Origin of the sequence: Mycobacterium sp. pUA109 (genome assembly GCF_041287095.1) — a bacterium.
GTDB lineage: Bacteria > Actinomycetota > Actinomycetes > Mycobacteriales > Mycobacteriaceae > Mycobacterium.
The window spans coordinates 273,371-290,936 of sequence record NZ_JBGGKS010000001.1 but is presented as its reverse complement, the minus strand read 5'-3'; the positions used below and the strand labels follow the sequence as shown (position 1 = coordinate 290,936).

General features: G+C 67.3%; 25 protein-coding genes. 17 read left to right on the top strand and 8 right to left on the bottom strand.

The window, feature by feature from the left end:
• From ACAG26_RS01480 to ACAG26_RS01460, 5 genes are read left to right on the top strand one after another with little or no spacing between them, the layout of a single operon-like run.
• Entirely contained in the window at nucleotides 1-336 is a 336-nt protein-coding gene (locus tag ACAG26_RS01480) for a 2Fe-2S iron-sulfur cluster-binding protein (RefSeq protein WP_370478468.1), read from the top strand.
• Nucleotides 326-763, top strand: coding sequence for a Zn-ribbon domain-containing OB-fold protein (locus ACAG26_RS01475; protein ID WP_370478466.1), 438 nt, complete (start codon nucleotides 326-328; stop codon nucleotides 761-763). Before ACAG26_RS01480 ends, ACAG26_RS01475 begins: the two co-directional genes overlap by 11 nt.
• Nucleotides 753-1,901, top strand: a complete 1,149-nt coding sequence (locus tag ACAG26_RS01470) for a thiolase family protein (RefSeq protein WP_370478463.1) — start codon at nucleotides 753-755, stop codon at nucleotides 1,899-1,901. Before ACAG26_RS01475 ends, ACAG26_RS01470 begins: the two co-directional genes overlap by 11 nt.
• Entirely contained in the window at nucleotides 1,898-1,987 is a 90-nt protein-coding gene (locus tag ACAG26_RS01465; protein WP_370478461.1) for a ferredoxin, read from the top strand. Before ACAG26_RS01470 ends, ACAG26_RS01465 begins: the two co-directional genes overlap by 4 nt.
• Before the next feature lie 10 nt (nucleotides 1,988-1,997).
• Nucleotides 1,998-2,228 carry a lipoyl domain-containing protein gene (locus ACAG26_RS01460; RefSeq protein ID WP_370478459.1) on the top strand — a complete coding sequence of 77 codons (231 nt, stop codon included), beginning with the start codon at nucleotides 1,998-2,000 and terminating at the stop codon, nucleotides 2,226-2,228.
• Nucleotides 2,229-2,245: 17 nt separating this feature from the next.
• Here the strand turns inward: ACAG26_RS01460 and ACAG26_RS01455 are convergent, their stop codons facing one another.
• Both ACAG26_RS01455 and ACAG26_RS01450 read right to left on the bottom strand, forming a co-directional pair.
• Nucleotides 2,246-3,097, bottom strand: a complete 852-nt coding sequence (locus ACAG26_RS01455; RefSeq protein ID WP_370478456.1) for an alpha/beta fold hydrolase — start codon at nucleotides 3,095-3,097, stop codon at nucleotides 2,246-2,248.
• Nucleotides 3,098-3,133: 36 nt separating this feature from the next.
• A complete protein-coding gene (locus tag ACAG26_RS01450; RefSeq protein ID WP_370478454.1) occupies nucleotides 3,134-4,876 on the bottom strand; it encodes a CocE/NonD family hydrolase in 1,743 nt (580 codons plus the stop codon).
• A 111-nt stretch (nucleotides 4,877-4,987) separates the two neighbouring features.
• On the opposite strand from ACAG26_RS01450, the gene ACAG26_RS01445 reads away from it, so the two are divergent.
• Genes ACAG26_RS01445 through ACAG26_RS01435 form a run of 3 tightly spaced genes read left to right on the top strand, consistent with a single transcriptional unit; the run spans nucleotide 4,988 to nucleotide 6,907 of the window.
• On the top strand, nucleotides 4,988-5,638 hold the full coding sequence (locus tag ACAG26_RS01445; RefSeq protein WP_370478451.1) for a TetR family transcriptional regulator: 651 nt from the start codon (nucleotides 4,988-4,990) through the stop codon (nucleotides 5,636-5,638).
• A gap of 43 nt (nucleotides 5,639-5,681) precedes the next feature.
• Nucleotides 5,682-6,551 carry a cyclase family protein gene (locus tag ACAG26_RS01440; RefSeq protein ID WP_370478449.1) on the top strand — a complete coding sequence of 290 codons (870 nt, stop codon included), beginning with the start codon at nucleotides 5,682-5,684 and terminating at the stop codon, nucleotides 6,549-6,551.
• 20 nt (nucleotides 6,552-6,571) lie between these two features.
• Nucleotides 6,572-6,907, top strand: a complete 336-nt coding sequence (locus ACAG26_RS01435) for an antibiotic biosynthesis monooxygenase (protein ID WP_370478446.1) — start codon at nucleotides 6,572-6,574, stop codon at nucleotides 6,905-6,907.
• 4 nt (nucleotides 6,908-6,911) lie between these two features.
• On the opposite strand, the gene ACAG26_RS01430 is transcribed toward ACAG26_RS01435, so the two are convergent.
• Together ACAG26_RS01430 and ACAG26_RS01425 are read right to left on the bottom strand one after the other, a co-directional pair.
• Nucleotides 6,912-7,907, bottom strand: coding sequence for an amidohydrolase family protein (locus ACAG26_RS01430; RefSeq protein ID WP_370478444.1), 996 nt, complete (start codon nucleotides 7,905-7,907; stop codon nucleotides 6,912-6,914).
• 26 nt (nucleotides 7,908-7,933) lie between these two features.
• Entirely contained in the window at nucleotides 7,934-8,239 is a 306-nt protein-coding gene (locus ACAG26_RS01425; protein WP_370478822.1) for a hypothetical protein, read from the bottom strand.
• A gap of 211 nt (nucleotides 8,240-8,450) precedes the next feature.
• Between ACAG26_RS01425 and ACAG26_RS01420 the strand changes: the two genes are divergently transcribed.
• The 4 genes from ACAG26_RS01420 to ACAG26_RS01405 are packed head-to-tail and all read left to right on the top strand — an operon-like array spanning nucleotide 8,451 to nucleotide 9,957.
• A complete protein-coding gene (locus ACAG26_RS01420) occupies nucleotides 8,451-8,678 on the top strand; it encodes a hypothetical protein (protein ID WP_370478441.1) in 228 nt (75 codons plus the stop codon).
• Between the two features lie 23 nt (nucleotides 8,679-8,701).
• The gene (locus ACAG26_RS01415; protein WP_370478438.1) at nucleotides 8,702-9,085 is read left to right on the top strand and encodes a hypothetical protein; all 384 of its coding nucleotides are present in this window, start codon (nucleotides 8,702-8,704) and stop codon (nucleotides 9,083-9,085) included.
• Nucleotides 9,082-9,516: a heme-binding protein gene (locus ACAG26_RS01410; protein WP_370478436.1), complete on the top strand. Its 435-nt coding sequence runs from the start codon at nucleotides 9,082-9,084 to the stop codon at nucleotides 9,514-9,516. Before ACAG26_RS01415 ends, ACAG26_RS01410 begins: the two co-directional genes overlap by 4 nt.
• Nucleotides 9,517-9,537: 21 nt before the next feature.
• Nucleotides 9,538-9,957, top strand: a complete 420-nt coding sequence (locus ACAG26_RS01405) for an ester cyclase (RefSeq protein ID WP_370478433.1) — start codon at nucleotides 9,538-9,540, stop codon at nucleotides 9,955-9,957.
• Between the two features lie 101 nt (nucleotides 9,958-10,058).
• Here ACAG26_RS01405 and ACAG26_RS01400 read toward each other — a convergent pair whose 3' ends face one another.
• From ACAG26_RS01400 to ACAG26_RS01385, 4 genes are all read right to left on the bottom strand, one after another.
• A complete protein-coding gene (locus ACAG26_RS01400; protein WP_370478431.1) occupies nucleotides 10,059-10,277 on the bottom strand; it encodes a dodecin in 219 nt (72 codons plus the stop codon).
• Nucleotides 10,278-10,465: 188 nt separating this feature from the next.
• The gene (locus tag ACAG26_RS01395) at nucleotides 10,466-11,437 is read right to left on the bottom strand and encodes an amidohydrolase family protein (RefSeq protein ID WP_370478428.1); all 972 of its coding nucleotides are present in this window, start codon (nucleotides 11,435-11,437) and stop codon (nucleotides 10,466-10,468) included.
• Nucleotides 11,434-12,546 (bottom strand): amidohydrolase family protein, encoded by a 1,113-nt coding sequence (locus tag ACAG26_RS01390; RefSeq protein ID WP_370478426.1) that lies wholly within the window; start codon nucleotides 12,544-12,546, stop codon nucleotides 11,434-11,436. The genes ACAG26_RS01395 and ACAG26_RS01390 overlap by 4 nt, the downstream gene beginning before the upstream one ends.
• Before the next feature lie 159 nt (nucleotides 12,547-12,705).
• Complete coding sequence (locus tag ACAG26_RS01385) at nucleotides 12,706-13,545, bottom strand: dienelactone hydrolase family protein (protein ID WP_370478423.1); 840 nt, start codon at nucleotides 13,543-13,545, stop codon at nucleotides 12,706-12,708.
• A 212-nt stretch (nucleotides 13,546-13,757) separates the two neighbouring features.
• Here ACAG26_RS01385 and ACAG26_RS01380 point away from each other — a divergent pair, with 212 nt between their 5' ends.
• From ACAG26_RS01380 to ACAG26_RS01360, 5 genes are all read left to right on the top strand, one after another.
• Nucleotides 13,758-14,024, top strand: a complete 267-nt coding sequence (locus tag ACAG26_RS01380) for a hypothetical protein (protein ID WP_370478420.1) — start codon at nucleotides 13,758-13,760, stop codon at nucleotides 14,022-14,024.
• Nucleotides 14,025-14,181: 157 nt separating this feature from the next.
• Entirely contained in the window at nucleotides 14,182-16,047 is a 1,866-nt protein-coding gene (glmS, locus tag ACAG26_RS01375) for a glutamine--fructose-6-phosphate transaminase (isomerizing) (RefSeq protein ID WP_370478418.1), read from the top strand.
• A 39-nt stretch (nucleotides 16,048-16,086) separates the two neighbouring features.
• Nucleotides 16,087-16,728, top strand: a complete 642-nt coding sequence (locus tag ACAG26_RS01370; RefSeq protein WP_370478819.1) for a rhomboid-like protein — start codon at nucleotides 16,087-16,089, stop codon at nucleotides 16,726-16,728.
• Between the two features lie 61 nt (nucleotides 16,729-16,789).
• A complete protein-coding gene (locus ACAG26_RS01365; RefSeq protein WP_370478416.1) occupies nucleotides 16,790-17,143 on the top strand; it encodes a type II toxin-antitoxin system Phd/YefM family antitoxin in 354 nt (117 codons plus the stop codon).
• Nucleotides 17,140-17,535: a type II toxin-antitoxin system VapC family toxin gene (locus ACAG26_RS01360; RefSeq protein WP_370478414.1), complete on the top strand. Its 396-nt coding sequence runs from the start codon at nucleotides 17,140-17,142 to the stop codon at nucleotides 17,533-17,535. The genes ACAG26_RS01365 and ACAG26_RS01360 overlap by 4 nt, the downstream gene beginning before the upstream one ends.
• Nucleotides 17,536-17,566 lie beyond the last annotated feature (31 nt).

The following is a 17,566-nucleotide window of genomic DNA, read 5'->3' as shown; positions in this document are numbered from 1 at the left end:
ATGCCGACCGTTACCGTCAAGCCTTCGGGCATCGAATTCTCCGCCGCGGCGGGACAGACCATCATGACCGCCGCCAACGCCGCCGGCTACCGCTGGCCCACGATCTGCGGCGGCAACGCGGAATGCCTGGTCTGCCACGTCGAGGTACTCGAGCACCCCGAGCACCTGGCCGCACCCAGCGACGCCGAGGCGGCCGCGGTTCGCGGCATCTCCGGTGACCACGGCGGACGCGGCGAGCATGTCCGGCTGGCCTGCCAGGCGGCCGTGGCCGGAGATGTCGTCGTCCTCAAACGCGGTGTGCGCAAACCCAGGATTGGAGCGGCGAATGACCGTTGACCCCATCGACACCGACATCATGGAGATCGCCGACGGCGCTGTGGTCCTGCTCGGTGGACGCTGCCAGGCGTGCGGTGAGACGCATTTCCCGTGCCAGGACACGTGCCGTGGCTGCGGCGCGACCGACATGGCCACGGTGCGGCTGGCCGACCGCGGCGTGCTGTGGAGCTGGACGATTCAGCGGTTCCCGCCGCCGAGCCCGCCCTATGCGCCGCGCGGTGGGGACTTCGCCCCGTTCGGGCTCGGCTACGTGGAGTTGCCCGGCGAAGTGATCGTCGAAACCCTGCTCACCGAGTCCGACCCGGACCGACTTCGGATCGGGATGCCGATACGGCTGACCGGAATCGAGGTACTCACCGAAACCGGTGCTTCGGCAACCACGTTCGCTTTCGCGCCGACCGAGGAGGAAGACGCCAATGCCCAGTGAGGTCGCGGTAGTCGGGATCGGCTGCCGCCCATTCGGTCGCTACCTGGATACCACCGCCCGCAAGGAGGCGGTGACTGCGGTGCGCCAAGCGCTCGAGGACGCCGCACTGTCCTGGCCGGACATCGACTACGCGGTGGGGGGCAGCATGGACGCCGGTTCGGCGGACACGCTGGTCGCCGACCTCGGGCTGACCGGGGTGCCGTTCGTCAACGTCTTGAACGGCTGCGCGACCGGCACCAGCGCACTGGTCTGCGCCATGCAGGCAATCGCGTCGGGCGCGGCCGAGACGGCGCTGGTGGTGGGCTTCGATTCGCATCCGCGGGGCGCGTTCAGCATCCGTCCCGAGGCGCTGGGCCTGGGTCAGTGGTACGGCACCACCGGCCTGGCGATGACGTCGCAGTTCTTTGCCCTAAAGATCCAGCGCTACCTGCACGAACACGGGCTACCCGAACGGCTGCTGGCGACCGTGGCCAGCAAGGCATTCCGGAATGGCGCGCTCAATCCCAATGCGTGGCGGCGCAAACCGTTATCGGAAGCCGACGTGAACGCCTCGATGATGCTGTCCGACCCGCTGCGCCAATACATGCTGTGCTCACCCGGCGACGGGGCCACCGCGTTGGTGCTCTGCAACGCGCAGCGCGCCACGCGGCATCGCGCCGACCCGGTGTACATCGCCGGGGCGGCGGTGCGGACCCGCCGTCCGGGATCCTTCGAGGTGCTCAGCCCGTCGCTGTCGGTGCGGCGCGGGGTCAGTCCCAGCGTCGACGCCGCCAAGGCCGCCTTCGAGGCCGCCGGGGTCGGCCCGGCCGACGTCGATGTGGCCCAACTCCAGGACACCGACGCCGGCGCGGAAATCATCCACCTGGCCGAGACCGGCCTGTGTGAACACGGCGCCCAAACCGAGCTGATCGATGCCGGCGCCACCGAGCTGACCGGCCGGCTGCCGATCAACACCGACGGCGGCTGCCTGGCCAACGGTGAACCGATCGGCGCCTCGGGGCTACGCCAGATGCACGAGAACGTGCTGCAACTGCGCGGTCACGCGGGCCGCCGCCAAGTCACCGGCGCACCGCGGGTGGCGTTCTCCCACGTCTACGGCGCGCCGGGACTGAGCGCGTGCACCGTGTTGACCCGGTGATCGACGAAATCCCCAGCCACCAACGCGAGGCCGCCACCCAGGCGGTGGCCTCCTGCCCGAGCCAGGCGCTGCGCGTCACCGACTAGGAAGAGTCAGATGGAAATCAAGATGCCAAAACTCGATGTCACGATGACCGAGGGCACCTTTTTGGGCTGGCTGGTTCCGGACGGGGAGAAGGTGAGTGAAGGTGAAGACCTCTACACCGTCGGCACCGACAAGGTGGAAACCGACATCCCCGCGCCGTGCGACGGCGTCCTGCGCCACGGCGCCGTTCAGGTCGACGAGACCTATCCGGTCGGCGCCCCGCTGGGCGCGCTCGAGTTGTGAGTGAACCGGTGCGCTGCTTACGCACCGAAAAACTCGTCGAGGAGCCGCGCCACTTTGTCCGGGGTGCCGCGGTTGTCGGCCGCGATATGTCCCACGCCCGCCAATTCGACGCGCTGTGCGCTCGGCAGCCGCGCAGCGATCGAGTCCAGCCCCCGCCGGAGTGCCTCGGCGCTCTTGGCGCCGCCGACGAGAAGGACATCCGACCCAAGCTCGGCGATCCGCGGATTCACCAACGCGATGGACTCGTGTTGGACAATCGAATCAAAACGCATCGTCGGAATGAGGTCTTTGATGGCGATGTCACCGCCAGAAACGAGCTTGGCCTCGATCTCGATGCCCATGCGCAGCAGCGGGGCCAGAACGACCCGCGGGAGACGCGTCCAGTATTCGCGGCCGCCGGTGCCCCTGATGATCTCGGTCAGCGCTAATGCCTGGTGCCCGGCGTCCAGCGCCCGTTGGTATCGGGACACCCAGGCCGCCGGGTCGGCGCCGTCGATGGTCAGCGGCGGCTCGTAAAGCGCGAGTTTTTCGGTTCCCGGAAACTGAAGGGCGGTATAGAGCGCGATGGTTGCTCCCGAGCTCAGGCCGAAGACATGCCGCGCGCCGACCGCGCGCATCAACGCATCGAGGTCTTCGCCTTCCCGTGCGAGTCCGTAGCCCTGGCCGGTTGGCGTCTGGGGTCGGCGGCCGCGGCGATCGGGGACATAGACGGTGTAGTGGGCGCTGAGATGTTCGGCGAGACGCCGAAAATTCTGCGCCGCCTGCAGCCCGCCGTGTACCAGCACAATCGGCGGCCCGTGCTCACCGAACACGCGATGCGGGATCGAGGTTCCATCCGCCGACTGCACGGCGCCGGTCCGATAGTTCACAGCCGCAGGCCTTTCACGATCGGCGACCTCCACCGGCTAGCCGGTCTTGATCGGCAATTGCAGATACGAGGCGCGGGATCCCCCGGTATGGACAACGTGCTGCCCGCGGTTGTGCGGCGTGTATTCGCGCAGCGCGGGCATCCACGGGCCAAACAGGTCCCGTGCGCTGATGACGAGCCGAAGTTGTTCACCGGGGTGAAACACCAAACCGATCGGCAGCAGGTCGATTTCAACGTCGACGACCTGGCCGGGATCGAGCTTCTCGACCCGGTCGAAGCTGTGGGCCGGGACTTCATGGGTCGATAGCGCCGCGTCCAGGTGCCGCATCGACACGCGCAACCGGCCGCTGGAACCCTTGTAACGCAGGATCGATGCCCCCCGCTCGGTGACGTCGTGGAGCATCGCGCCCTGGTTGGGCACGGTGAACGCCTGCAGCGGAGTCCCCTGCGCATCCAGTTTCTGGACGAAGACGAACAGGTCCATGTCGTCGGCGCCCCTGGCCTCGACCCACAACCGTGCTTTGGGGTAGCCGACCAGCGTGGTCTGCTCGTCGAAGGCGACAAGGAACGAGACCAAGTTTGCCGTGGCTTGCGTGTCGTAGACCGCGGTCATCTCCTCCGCGGGAGCCTGGGTGCCCAGCGTGCGCGAGCGGCCGTCGAGGTAGTACTTCGCGTAGGCGACGCCGGCCGGCGGGAACTGGTCGGCGGGCAGGTTGACTTGGTCGCCGCCGTGCAGGTCGAGCAGGGCGTACCGCACGCGCGGCGTCTGTTCCCAGCCGTTGTCCACGCCCTTGAGGAAGTGATCGAAGAACCGGCGCAGATCCTCCCGGTTCGACTCGTCGTAATAGTCGGGCCACTCCTGGCTGTTGTGGATGCGCAGCCATTTCTGCTTCGACCCGAGCCGACGCCAGGCCCGGAACGTGCCCGCCGTGTGCAGCGTGTTGGAGTAGCTGGCCACCACGTAGGCCGGCACGCTGATCCGGTCAACGCGCGGGATCTTGTTCTCCCACAGGTCATTCACCAGCGGGTAGCGCTGGGCCTCGGTAAGGATGTCTTCCTTGCGATTCTTGCCCCAGTAGCTGTTGTCCTGCAGTTGTCGGGCGAACCCGGTGTCGGGCATGCCGCCGCGCATCACCAGATCGCGGTAGACGTCGCTGATGCCCTCCCACGGGTTGATCGCCGTCAGGTGCGGCGGCTGTTCGGCCGCGGTAAACCACTGCGCGACCGCGAGATAAGAGGTGCCGCTCATCGCAACCTTGCCGGTGCACCACTCCTGGACGGCCAGCCATTCGATCAGGTCGTGGCAGTCCTGGCCCTCTTGGCGGTCCCACAAGACGCTGTCGCCCTGCGAGTCGGTGACGCCGCGCGGATCCGGGTTGCAGATCGCGTAGCCGTGGGCGCACCAATACGCCGGGTCCGGCCCCTCGAATTTGTGCAGGCCCGACACGATCTTGTTGTCCAGACCGACCAGCCCGAACACCCCCATCGCGGCCGGGGCGCTGCCCTCACCCTTGCCATACGGGCTCCACGCCACGATGACCGGCACCTTCTCGGTGCCCGCTGGCCGCAACACATCGACATAGATCGTCACACCGTCCCGCATGGTGACCGGGACGTCCTTGTCGAGCACGATATCGACCGGCAGGGCCCGAAACGGTGGTGCCAGCCGAAAACCTGCCTCCAGGGTCCGCGTGCCGGGATCGAACCCGCTCAGCACCCCGTACCGCTCACCGGGTTCCAGTGGATGCGACGGCACGAAAACGTTCTCCACCTGAGCCATATGCGTCCTTTCAGAAGCCCGCGGTTGTGGGGCTTCCCCGACCATACGGGTCCGACCGGACAGAAGTCAACGTCTGTTGAGATAATTCGGATGACGAGCTAGATTTGGGGCATGAGCGCGAAGGGCACGCCGCCATCTGGCCCGCGCCGCGGGCGTCGGCCAGGACCGAATACGTCCCGGCAGACCATCCTCGACGCGGCCCGGGCCCGGTTTGCCAGCGATGGTTTTGCCGGTACGACGATCCGGCGGGTCGCGGCCGATGCCGGGGTCGACGCGTCGCTGGTGATGCAGTTCTTCGGGTCCAAAAATGAGCTGTTCGCCGCGGTCATGTCGATCTCCCCGGACGCATTGGCGCGCTTGAGCGCTGCGTTCGACGGGCCCGATGAACACCTCGGCGAGCGGGTCGTTCGCGCCCATCTCGGCGTATGGGAAGGAGCGCCGCAGGACTCCGAGCCGCTGATGGCGATGCTGCGCGGTGCCATCGTCAACGAGCAGGCGAGTGCACAGCTGCGCGAGTTCATCCAGGCCCGACTGCTCGACGGCATCCGCTCCCGTGCGACCAATCACGACGATGCAGCGCTGCGCGCCGGACTGGCATCCGCGATGCTGGTCGGTGTCGTGGTCGGACGGCGGATCGTCGGCGTCCCCATCCTCGCCAACACCGACACCGACACACTGGTCGCGCGCCTCGCACCGGCAATCCAAAACGTACTGACGGCAGGGGCACCGTTGACCGAGCAGTCTGGCGAGGAGATCAGGTGACGACGGCAAGATGGCGGCGCCTGGGGTGATTTGGAGGGGCTGAATGGCTAATGGTGGTGTGCCCACGAATTGGGGACGGTGGGGCGACGACGATGAGATGGGCACGCTGCATCTGATCGATGCCGCGGCGCGGGCTCGCGCGGCCGCCGAGGTCCGCAGCGCCCGGCACGTCAGCTTGGCCCGGATGGTTGACCCGGTCCCGTTCGCGGGCGGTGGACCCGTCGGCGTCGGCACCGCGATGCCCGCGGCGGTGCTGCAGGCGATGAATTTCACCGGTGTGCCGCCAATGGCGATGACCGACACGTTGGTGATCAACACGCACAATGCGGCGCTGACGCATCTGGACGCCGTCTCCCATGTGCCATTGGGGGACAAGGTGTATCCCGGGGTTCCGTTGGGTGCGGCGGTGACGGCCGGCGGGGTGCGGCATGGATCCAGCAATGTCTTCGGTGCAGGGATTCTCACCCGCGGTGTGCTGCTGGATCTGGCGCCCGGCGGTCGGTTGGGGCCGGAGTGTCGGGTGCAGGGCGCCGACCTCGACGAGGCGGTGCAGCGGGCGGACACCGACGTGCACAGCGGTGATGCGGTGGTGGTGCGGGGCGGCTGGGATCTGAACCGGCCGATGGGCCAACCAGTGCCCGGATTGAGCCTGGACGCGGTGGGCTGGCTGCACGACCACGGGGTCAGCCTTTACCTCGGGGATATCGGTGACGCGCGGCCGTGGGCGCCGCCGTTGCCGGTGCATCAGGTGGCGTTGGCGCGGCTGGGGATGCCGCTGGTCGACCTGACCGCGGTCGATGAGCTCGCCGACGTGTGTCGCGACGAGCAGCGGCACAGTTTCATGTTGGTCCTCGCCCCGCCGCGCATCAGCGGCGCGACCGGCTTGCCGGTCAACCCGATCGCCATCTTCTGAGAGCCCAAGGAGTTTCCGCTGTGACTACCCAATCCGCCGATGACGGCCCGATAACCTTCATCAACGTCTTCGATATCCCGGAGGACGAGATCGACACGTTCATCGCGCAGTGGGAGCATCGCTCCCGGCTGATGCGGACCGCCGACGGCTTCATCTCCGCCGAACTGCACCGGGCCACCGACTCGGCGACCCGATTCCAACTGATCAACGTCAGCAAATGGGCAAGTCGTGACCAGTTCGAGGCGGCCACCGCCGCACCGGAGTTCCGGAGCGAACTCGACGCCTACGCCTCGGCGACCAGCTCGACCTGGACCGCGCACCGCGGCATCTACCGCACCGCGATGAGACTCGACTGATGCGTCAGATCCGAAGGAGCGCTTCAGCGTTGGCGTGGGCGATGGCGTGCGTGTCGGCCTCGGAGAGCTCGGCTTGGTCCAGGAAGGTCGAGACGTCGTCGCGCACCAGATAGGGAAAGTCCTCGGAGTAGATGATCCGCTCGGCGCCTAATTCAGCGGTCATGAAGGCTAATTGGTTGTGGTTGTACATTCCCGACGGGGTGATCCAGACCTGCTGGCGGTAGTAGTCGCTGGGGGTGCGGTCGAGGCCGCTGGGCACCAGGGCCAGGGTTTCGTCGAACCGCTCGAGGTAGAAGGCGGCCAGTTCACCCCAGTGGCCGCTGAGCAGTTTCAGCGCGGGGTGGCGGTCCAAGGCGCCGGACAGGATCAGCCGCACGATGTGGATGCCGGCTTCGGCATGCCACCCGAAGGCGGGCCCGGAGAACATGACCTGCACCGAGGCGGGCCAGCTGCCGGCGTAGTACTGCTGGGACACGGTCCCCTGAGGCAGGCCGGGGTGGACGTAGATCGGCAGATCCACCGCCTCGGCCGCCGTCAGGATTGGGTCGAACCGGGCGTCGTCGAGGAAGAGCCCGTCGTAGCTGCCGGCGATCAGGGCGCCGACGAACCCGAGATCACCGACGCACCGGCGCAATTCGTCGGCCGCCGCTACCGGGTCGTAGAGGGGCAGCGTGGCGAATCCGCGGAAGCGGTCCGGGTGTTCGGCGATCTGTGCGGCCAGGTCGTCGTTCACCCGCCGGCACAGCTGGACCGCTTCGGGATGCGGCAGGGTGCCGGGGCTGCCGTTGCCGTGCGAGACGACCTGCACGTCGATGCCGACCTCGTCCATGTGCGCCAGCCGATTGCCGCCCAGGCGGGAGGTGGCGTCCGGGTCAAGCGAGAAGGCATTGCCGAACTCGGCGAGCGCCTCGGGGGGCACCGGCGGCGGCCCGGCCAGCTGAGCCACCCGCGCACTGACCTCGGGATGCTGGAAGTGTTCTTCGACGGTGATGATGCGCATGACGCGTCCTCCTGTTTTCTGAATTTTCATAAGCCTGGGATCCTTGTTGTTTCGGGATGATCCGGCCTCGGGGCAGCTATCCGGTGTTGCTGAAATCGGTGAGCTGTCGGAGTATGTCCTGACAGCGTGGCATAACCGTTCGGCCCCTGGGGCTCGATCAGGCGCCGACGGACCGCGTCGGCATGGATCGGACGCGCTTGTCCGACCAGGTTTTGCCCGTTCCGCGTGATGTCGATCGCTACGCCGTTGCCCAGACGCCGATGGACGAGCAGTCCGCGTTCCTCCATCCGGCTGAGTTGATGCGAGAGTCGGCTTCGGTCCCAACCGAGCATGGCGGCGAGCCGATTCTGGCGAAGGGTGCCACCGCTACCGTCGACGCGGAGCAGGATCGAACCACAGACCGCTTTCCGGGCTCTCAGCGGCAAGTTTTTGTTCGAGTGGAGTGTCATCCTCACTGGTCCGCATCGCACCACCTCGTCTTTGCGGACTTGACAACACCGCGTTCCAGCGCACCGCCGACGGCGGCCTGGTCAACCGACGGGTGTGGGCCGACCTGGGCGACGGAACCCCGACGGCATCTGCATCGACGTCGAAGGGGCGATCTGGTATGCCGACCCCGCCCAGGGAACCTGCGTGCGGGTACGCGAAGGCGGAAAAACCGAGCAGGTCATTGAATTCGACGACTGCCACGCCTACGCACTCGGCGGCCGCACCCTGTTCCCGGTCGGCACGCAACGGATTTTGACTGCTGATGTCGACGTGCCCGCCTGACGCTCTGGAGGTTACCAGCACACATGTCTGACAAAGCGCTGAGCGCATCGAGCAGCGAAGATATCTCGGTTATCACGCGGTTAGTGCTGCGTGAGCGTCAAGGCCACGACCGCGGTTGGTGGGACCAGATGGCCGCCGCCTACTGGCCCGACTCGACCGTCCATCTGACGTGGTACCGCGGTGACGGGCCGGGCTTCGTGGCCGGGTCCAAAGACGTGTCTGCCCCTGCGCTGGTGCGACACCGGGATCTTGCTCTCGATGCCGACACTGAGGCCGTCGCCACCGCGCTGTTCACGCTTATGCCCGGGCTGGCCCGCGACGCCTGGATCGCATTGAGGCTCTCTTTCCTACCCACCTGCATAGGCTTGTGCTTCAGAGACAAAAGACATGAGGGAGGCCGCCGATGATCAGCTACGACGAGGCTCGCACGATCGTCGACACCGCGCTGGCTCACGCGCGGAGCCGCGACTTCCCGCCGATGACTGTGGCGGTGCTTGACGCCGGGGGGCACTTGGTGGCCTTCGGTCGCCAGGACGGCTCTAGCCTGCTGCGCGAAGAGATCGCTCGTGGCAAAGCCCGTGGCGCGCTGAACATGGGCGTAGGCAGCCGGGCGCTTGCTGCCCGTGCTGCCTCCCATCCGCAGTTCATCAACGCGCTGGTCGCGCTGGCCAACGGCGAACTGGTGCCGGTGCCCGGCGGAGTGCTCATTCGCGACAAGCACGGCGGCATTGTCGGTGCCGTCGGGGTTAGCGGGCACTTACCAGACGCTGACGAGGAATGCGCCGTGCGCGGCATCCAAGCAGGAGGATTGCAGGCAGACCCCGGAGATCCCGCATAACAAGAAAGGAGCCCGAGTCACATGACCACACAGCAGGAAACCAATAAGGCGATCGTCGCCAACTTCAACAAGAAGTTCATGGAAGGCGGCGACACGGAGGTGTTTCAACAGACAGTTGCCCCCGACTTCGTGAACCGCACACCGCACCCGGGTGGGTCTGACGATCGGGACAGCGCCGCATACTTCTTCACCCAGGTGCTGCGGCCGGCCTTCCCCGACCTCGAAGTCACCATCCACGACCAAATCACCGAAGGAGACAAGGTCGTCACCCGTAAGTCCTACCGCGGTACCCATCGGGGTGAATTTCTCGGCGTCCCCGCCACCGGACGCACCGTCGAATGGAGCGTCATCGACATCATCCGACTCCGAAACGGGCAATACGTCGAGCACTGGGCGGTGGCCGACATGGCCGGCCTACGCGCCCAACTCACCGCCAACTGAAGGGCTGGTGAGACACATTTCGAGCAAACACGCACAGCACTGAACTGGTGCTGCGGAGCTAGCCGACGTGTTGATGTCGGCGGCTGTGCGAATCGTCGGGGTTAGCCGTTGGTGTCGTCGATGCGGAAGCCGACCTTCATCGAGACCTGGTAGTGGGCGATGGCCCCGTTGTTCAGGTTGCCGCGGACGGACTCGACCTCGAACCAGTCAAGGTTGCGTGTTGTCTGCGCGGCACGGGACAAGCCGTTGCGGATAGCGGCGTCCACGCCGTCGGGGGAAGTTCCGACGATCTCGATCACGCGGTAGGTGTGGCTGCTCATGTTGTCACCCTCCTGTCGGCCAGCGCAATGGCATATTCGGGGAGCCTCGTCTGGGGTTGGGTTGGTTCGACTATGACAGTGTTGGCGCCGCGGCGAACGTCGTTTTGGTTTTTGCGCCGCCGCCCGATGCGGCCGGTCAGTGCGACGGTGGCCAGCCGGTGCTCGCCCGCGAAGTGGCGCCGACTCGATCAGTGCTGCTCGCGCGGGAGGTGGGGGAACAGCCGGTGGGCGTTGCGGGTGGTTAGGGCGCGCCAGGTGTCGCCGGGGGGTTGTTGGGCGGCGTCGATGGATGCGACTTGTGCGGCGGCACCGGTCGCCGGGGTCCAGCAGTAGTCGCTGCCGTAGAGCAGGCGCTGGCTGCCGAAGGCGGCGATTAACGCCGGCACCTGGTTGGGGAACGGGGAGCCGGCGATGTCGAACCATAGGCGGCGCAGCTGATCCGGCACGGTGGGAACCTCGGTGCCGGCGCCCGAAAACGCGGTGCGGAACAGTTCCATCCGGTCGGCGAGCAGTGGCAGCGCGCCGCCGCCGTGGGTGAAGATCCACTGAATGTCGGGGTGGCGGTTCAAGACGCTGCCGAACACCAGGTCGCTGACGGCGCGGGTGGAGTCGAAGATGAACTCGAGCATGGGACGCGGCCTGCCCAACGACACGGCGTCGCAGCACGGCGGCGACGTGGGATGCACGAACACCACGGCCCGGCGGCGGTTGAGCTCCGCCCACAGCGGCTCGAATCGGTTATCGCCGAGGTAGTGGCCGTGGGCGTTGGTTTCGACGGCGACGCCGTGGCTGCCGAGAACGTCGAGGGCGTAGCTGATTTCGGCGAGCGAGCCTTCGACGTCGGGCAACGGCAGGCTGGCGAACTGCCCGAAACGGTTTGGATATGAGCGCACCAGCTCGGCGCCGAATTCGTTGACCTCGCGGGACAGGGCACGGGCGGCCGCGTCGTCACCGAAATGGGTGCCGGGCGAGGACACCGACAGCATCGCGGTGCCGATGCCGCCCGCGTCCATCAGCGCGAGGTGGCTGCCGACGTCCCAGGTGGGCCAGCCGGGCATACCGTCGGGGTGGTGATGCCCGGCCTGCTGCGCCGCCCGCACGTAACTGTCGGTGACGAAGTGCGCATGGACGTCGACGAGGAGCTCGCGTGCCGCGGTCACGTGCTGCCGCCGTTCAACGCGTCTGGAGTGACGGCGGTTTCGATACCCGCGCACCAGATCCGCTGCAGATTGCGGGTGGCGCGGATGTCGGCCAGGGGGTCGCCGTCGATCAGGATCAGATCGGCACGCAACCCCGGTTCGATGGCGCCGCGGTCGGTGAGGCCGAAATGGCGGGTGGGCAGGATGGTGGCCGCCCGCAGCGCGTCCAGCGCGGGAATGCCCGCCGCGACCAGCAGTTCGAGTTCATGGTGCAGGCTCTCGCCGTGCGCCACGAGCGGGGGAAGACCGGGGATGCTGGCCGCATCGGTGCCGGCGAGCACCGGCACGTCGGCCTGGTACAGCCTGGCGACGCTGCCCGAGGCCGCATCAAACGCGTCGGCGGTTCCCCGCAGGTTCGCCAGCGCTTCCATCATCGCCAGCGTGGGCACCGCGACCCGCCGCTCGGCGGCCATCCGAGCGACCGCGGCTTCCGGCAACGGGTCCGCGAGGGGTACGTGGGTGATGACGTCGGCGCGTATATCCAGCGCCAGGGCGTAGGCGCCGTTCGACGATGCGTGCGCGACCACCTTTTTCGCGTGCTCGTGGGCGGCCGTCACCACGGCGTGGGCGGTCGCCGGGTCTGGGCCGCCGTCGCCGGGTGCTTCCAGGACGATCTTGATGTAGTCGGCGCCCTCGGCGACCCGGGCGGCGACGAAACGTCGCGCATCGTTTTCGCCGTGCACGACGGCCTCGGGCGGCATCCCGGGAAAGTGCGCGTGCGGACCGCCCGGACCGATTACCGGTGTGCCGGGGCTGCGGATGTCGGTCAGCCCGTTGATGTGGCGCAGCGCCGCCACCAACTCAGCCGGCCAGGTGGCCATGTCCAGGGCGGTGGTGATTCCCCAGGAACACAACGTTTCCAGGGTGTCGCGCCCGTGTAAGTGGATGTGGGCGTCGATCAATCCGGGCAGCAGCACCGCGCCGTGTGCATCGACGACCCGGGCCCCGGTCGGGTCGGTGCCGATCACCGTGCCGTCGATGACCACCGTGGACGGTTGCGACAGCCCACGCCCGTCGAACACACGCGTATTCGTCAACGCCGTGCGGACGCCATTTTCCGGCGTGCTCATAGGTTGAGTAGCCTTCCGCTGTTCTGATGCGCAATCAAGTGTTTGGCATCGATGGGCTGCGGGTTAGACCACCGGTGTGATGCTGTCCGGCATCGGCCGGCAAGGTGTCTCAAGGGTATCGGCGAATACCTCGAGACCAGGTACATCGGCCCGAGTCCGTTACTTCAACAGGGCGGCGATCTTGTCCTCCAGGCCGATCGGCGGCGCCGCGACGTCGACCGGCTCGGTCCGGGGCAGCGGCGCGTCGGGATCGGCGAACTCCCGGTAGGTCTTCTCGCCGGCAAGCGTGTAGAGCAGGTACCCGGTCAGCAGCGCCCGCACCGCCTTCTGCGTCTTGCGGTCCGAGCCGCCCAGCCCGAACGCTTGGGTCAGCCGGCGTCCTTCCGCCAGCCCCGCGGTCTTGGCCTTGCTCACCGTGCGCACCACCGCGCCGTCCCAGGCTTGGGCTAGCTCCAGGGCGTTCGAGCGCAACGTGGTGGGATCGCCGGGCGCGGCCAACACCAGGCCCGCGACGCGCAGCGTGGCCGCCGGTTCCTCAGCCGGCGGTTTGGTGGCGGTCGGAAAGACCGCGACCACCGCCTTCGGCTTGACCGGCAGGCCGGCGGCGGCGAACACCGCGGCCGACCCGCCGAAGCCGTGGCCGGCCACCCCCAACTTGGTGGGGTGCACGCTGATCTTGCCGGGACCCAGCCGCACCCCGGTGGCAATGTCCAGCGTGGTGCCCAAATCGAAGGCCAGGTTCAGCACCGACGGCGCCAGTCCCCGCTCGGTGTCGGGGGCGGCGGCCACGATGCCCCACGACGCCAGGTGCTCCAACAGCCGCGCGTAGTGGCCGACACCGGTCAGCCAGTCATGACCGAAGGCGATACCGGGCAGATTCAACCCCGATTCCGGGGTGTACACCACCCCCGGCAGACCGGCAAACGCCAGGTCACCACGCAAAACGCGGTGCGGGCCGCGCCGGGTCAATGCGGCGAAAAGCTTCTTGGTGCTGGCCACCGCTTGACCGTAGCGCACTGTGGCGATGCACCAGGCTTGCAATCACCACGACACTTCCAACGTCGGAGGCGCGATGACCGGGTGGGAGCTGGAAGCCCGCCCGGCCAATATTCACTTACCAGTCAACGACAAGGTTTTTGACAGCAAACCCGAGGAGGGCGGACGTGGCAGGGATCTATCCCCGACCGTGTCCGCGTGGTAGGAACAGCGACGTGAAGAACATTAAGCACGTCGCCGCGGCGACACTCGTCATCAGCGCAGGTCTAGGGCTTGCCGGTCTGGGAGCGGCCAGCGTCGCGCAAGCGCACCCGGCGCCTTTCCCCGACTACCACTGGTGCCCCGGCGAGCGGTGGGACCCGCGCTGGGGCAACAACTGGGACCAGGGCCGCTGCCACGACGACCACTTCTACGACGGCGAAGCCCGCGACCAAGGCCACTGGCACGGTGAGGGCGGCTTCGACCCAGGCTGGCGCCCCTGAGCTTTTGCCACCCGCGTGACGCCCCGCAACAGATCGGGGCGTGCGAACGCCATCCCCTTGGGCCCCGTGTGCAGGGACCAAGGGGATGGCTGTTTTAGGCCATCGTGGGCCCGGCGGGGGCGGGCGGGAGGCGCCGCCTGCACTACCCTTGTGGGCTATGTGTGGAATCGTCGGCTACGTCGGGCACCGGTCTGCCTGCGACGTTGTGCTCGGCGGGCTGCGCCGGATGGAATACCGGGGCTATGACTCGGCGGGCCTGGCGCTGGCCGACGGGAACGGCGAGCTGACGGTACGCCGGCGCGCCGGTCGGTTGGCCAACCTGGAGGCCGCGGTCGCCGAGATGGATCCGGCGTCGCTGACCGGCACCACCGGGCTGGGCCACACCCGGTGGGCCACCCACGGCCGGCCCACCGACCGCAACGCCCATCCGCATCGTGACGCCGCCGGCAAGATCGCCGTCGTCCACAACGGCATCATCGAGAACTTCGCGGTGCTGCGCCGCGAACTGGAGGCCGCCGGGGTGGAGTTCGCCAGCGACACCGACACCGAGGTGGCGGTGCACCTGGTGGCGCAGGCATATCGGCACGGGGCGACCGCCGGCGACTTCGTCGGTTCGGTGCTGGCCGTGCTGCGGCGGCTGGAGGGGCACTTCACCCTGGTGTTCACCAACGCCGACGAGCCGGGCACCATCGTTGCCGCCCGCCGCTCCACCCCGCTGGTGCTCGGCATCGGGCAGGGCGAGATGTTCGTCGGCTCCGACGTGGCCGCGTTCATCTCCTACACCCGCGAGGCCGTCGAGCTGGGCCAGGACCAGGCGGTGGTGCTCACCGCCGACAGCTACCAAATCACCGACTTTCACGGCAACCCGGACGGCAAGAGCCGCCACTTTCACATCGACTGGGATCTGAGCGCCGCCGAGAAGGGCGGCTACGAGTACTTCATGCTCAAGGAGATCGCCGAGCAGCCGACCGCGGTGGCCGACACCCTGCTGGGCCATTTCGTCGACGGGCGCATCGTGCTCGACGAGCAGCGGCTGTCGGATCAGGAGCTGCGCGAGATCGACAAGGTGTTCGTGGTCGCGTGCGGCACCGCGTATCACTCCGGGCTGCTGGCCAAGTACGCGATTGAGCACTGGACCCGGCTGCCCGTCGAGGTGGAGCTGGCCAGCGAATTCCGCTACCGCGACCCGGTGCTGGACCGCAGCACCCTGGTGGTGGCAATCAGCCAATCCGGGGAGACCGCCGACACCTTAGAGGCGGTGCGGCACGCCAAGGAACAGAAGGCCAAGGTGCTGGCCATCTGCAACACCAACGGCAGCCAGATCCCGCGGGAATGCGACGCGGTGCTCTACACCCGGGCCGGGCCCGAGATCGGGGTGGCGTCGACGAAGACGTTCCTGGCCCAGATCGCGGCGAACTACCTGGTCGGTCTGGCGTTGGCGCAGGCCCGCGGCACCAAATACCCCGATGAGGTCGAGCGCGAATACCGGGAGCTGGAGGCCATGCCCGAGCAGGTGGCCCGGGTGCTGGCCGGTGTCGAACCCGTCGCCGCGCTGGCCGAGCGGTTCGCACGGTCGTCGGCCGTGCTGTTCTTGGGCCGCCACGTCGGCTACCCGGTGGCGCTAGAAGGGGCGCTCAAACTCAAGGAGCTGGCCTACATGCACGCCGAGGGGTTCGCCGCCGGCGAGCTCAAGCACGGCCCGATCGCGCTGATCGAAGACGATCTGCCGGTCATCGTGGTGATGCCGTCACCCAAGAGCGCGGCCACGCTGCACGCCAAGCTGCTGTCCAACATCCGCGAGATCCAGACCCGCGGCGCGATCACCATCGTGATCGCCGAAGAGGGCGACGACACGGTCCGGCCCTACGCCGATCATCTGATCGAAATCCCGGCGGTGTCAACGCTTTTCCAGCCGCTGCTGTCGACGATTCCGCTGCAGGTGTTCGCCGCGTCGGTGGCCCGGGCCCGCGGCTACGACGTCGACAAGCCCCGCAACCTGGCGAAGTCCGTCACCGTCGAGTAGCTCGCACCGCTGAACGTCGTGACGAACGTGGGGGCACGCATCGGCGGATGGCTGGCCGCGGCGTGGCGATTCGTCCGCAGCGCACCGCTGACCTACATCTGGTTGACCGTGTTGCTGATCACCACGATCATTCAGCACGAACTCACCCGGCGGCAGTTGCACGTGCTGCTCGTCCACCAGTCCACCAACATCCATCACTTGGCGACCGATCCGCTGGAAGTGCTGTTCGCCAGCCTGCTGTGGATCGACGGCCGGTACTGGACCCCGTACCTGGTGCTGTTCACCCTGTTCCTCGCCCCGGCCGAGCGTTGGCTCGGCCAACTCCGTTGGCTCGCGGTGGGTTTGACCGCGCACATCGGCGCCACCTACCTCAGCGAGGGGCTGCTGTATCTGGCGATCCAGCGCCATTTGGAGCCGCAGCGGTTGGTGCATGCCCGCGACATCGGGGTCAGCTACTTCATGGTCGGCGTCATGGCGGTGCTGACCTACCGCATCGCGCGGCCCTGGCGCTGGGGGTACCTCGCGGCGCTGGTCGTGGTGTTCGCTGTCCCGCTGGTGATCGACCGGAACTTCACCGCGATCGGCCACTTCTCGGCGATCTTCTGTGGCCTGGGCTGCTACCCGCTGGTCCGCGGGCGCCGATTAGGCGCGGGTGGCGGTCACGTAGGCCAGACCGCATAGCTCGAGATGCGGGGTACGCTGTCGTAGGTACACGTAGGTACAACCGGTATCGGTAGGCCCCATGACGACGGTGTCTGTTCGCGAGTTCTCCTATAACCCCAGCGCGATGTTCGCCCGCGCGGAGCAGGGCGAGACCATCGAGATCACCCGCCACGGCAACGTGATCGCCCGGCTGGTCCCCGCCCACCAGAAGAAGCGGAGCCGGGTCGAAGAACTGGAGGCTTCCGGGGTGCTCCGCCGGTCGGGCAAAACCACCTCCGATCTCGATACCTTCACACAGATCGATCTTCCGGAAGGTGCGCCAGATCCGCTCCAGCTGCTCTTCGAAGACCGCTACGGCGAACGGGAGTGGGAGCGCGAGCTCAGGGAAGAGCTGGAGCTTAAGGGCAGGACGACGGACGATACGAAGCCGTGATCTACTTGGACGCTTCGGCGATCGTTACCAACGTCCTGAAACGCGCGAACTTCGCGGCATTGCGTGGATACCTACGTGATCGCCCGGGCATTGAGATGGCTACCAGCACGATCGGGCTCATCGAAACAGCGCGGACCTGCGACCGGACGGGCACCTTCCCGAACCTCATGAGCCAACTGCGTCGGGACTACAACGAATTCGAGGTCACAGCCGACATCCGCGACAGGGCAGCGAACCTACCGGGCACCTTGAAAACGCTCGATGCGATTCACGTCGCGACGGCCGAGACGCTCGGTGAGGAACTCGTCGCGTTGATCACCTACGACAGACCCATGGCGAATCTGGCCCGATCGCGCGGCATCCCGGTGGCCTCACCGGGGATGACGCCTTGAGGTCCGCGGGTGCGAGCGGATCCGGTCCCGG

Coding starts and splice junctions, on each gene's coding strand:
- ACAG26_RS01400 (WP_370478431.1), bottom strand. CDS start 10,277: ATGAGCAGCCACACCTACCGCGTGATCGAGATCGTCGGAACTTCCCCC.
- ACAG26_RS01450 (WP_370478454.1), bottom strand. CDS start 4,876: ATGGCTCAGGTGGAGAACGTTTTCGTGCCGTCGCATCCACTGGAACCC.
- ACAG26_RS01425 (WP_370478822.1), bottom strand. CDS start 8,239: ATGCTCGGTTGGGACCGAAGCCGACTCTCGCATCAACTCAGCCGGATG.
- ACAG26_RS01470 (WP_370478463.1), top strand. CDS start 753: ATGCCCAGTGAGGTCGCGGTAGTCGGGATCGGCTGCCGCCCATTCGGT.
- ACAG26_RS01430 (WP_370478444.1), bottom strand. CDS start 7,907: ATGCGCATCATCACCGTCGAAGAACACTTCCAGCATCCCGAGGTCAGT.
- ACAG26_RS01365 (WP_370478416.1), top strand. CDS start 16,790: ATGACGACGGTGTCTGTTCGCGAGTTCTCCTATAACCCCAGCGCGATG.
- ACAG26_RS01460 (WP_370478459.1), top strand. CDS start 1,998: ATGGAAATCAAGATGCCAAAACTCGATGTCACGATGACCGAGGGCACC.
- ACAG26_RS01390 (WP_370478426.1), bottom strand. CDS start 12,546: ATGAGCACGCCGGAAAATGGCGTCCGCACGGCGTTGACGAATACGCGT.
- ACAG26_RS01445 (WP_370478451.1), top strand. CDS start 4,988: ATGAGCGCGAAGGGCACGCCGCCATCTGGCCCGCGCCGCGGGCGTCGG.
- ACAG26_RS01415 (WP_370478438.1), top strand. CDS start 8,702: ATGTCTGACAAAGCGCTGAGCGCATCGAGCAGCGAAGATATCTCGGTT.
- ACAG26_RS01410 (WP_370478436.1), top strand. CDS start 9,082: ATGATCAGCTACGACGAGGCTCGCACGATCGTCGACACCGCGCTGGCT.
- ACAG26_RS01440 (WP_370478449.1), top strand. CDS start 5,682: ATGGCTAATGGTGGTGTGCCCACGAATTGGGGACGGTGGGGCGACGAC.
- glmS (WP_370478418.1), top strand. CDS start 14,182: ATGTGTGGAATCGTCGGCTACGTCGGGCACCGGTCTGCCTGCGACGTT.
- ACAG26_RS01475 (WP_370478466.1), top strand. CDS start 326: ATGACCGTTGACCCCATCGACACCGACATCATGGAGATCGCCGACGGC.
- ACAG26_RS01480 (WP_370478468.1), top strand. CDS start 1: ATGCCGACCGTTACCGTCAAGCCTTCGGGCATCGAATTCTCCGCCGCG.
- ACAG26_RS01405 (WP_370478433.1), top strand. CDS start 9,538: ATGACCACACAGCAGGAAACCAATAAGGCGATCGTCGCCAACTTCAAC.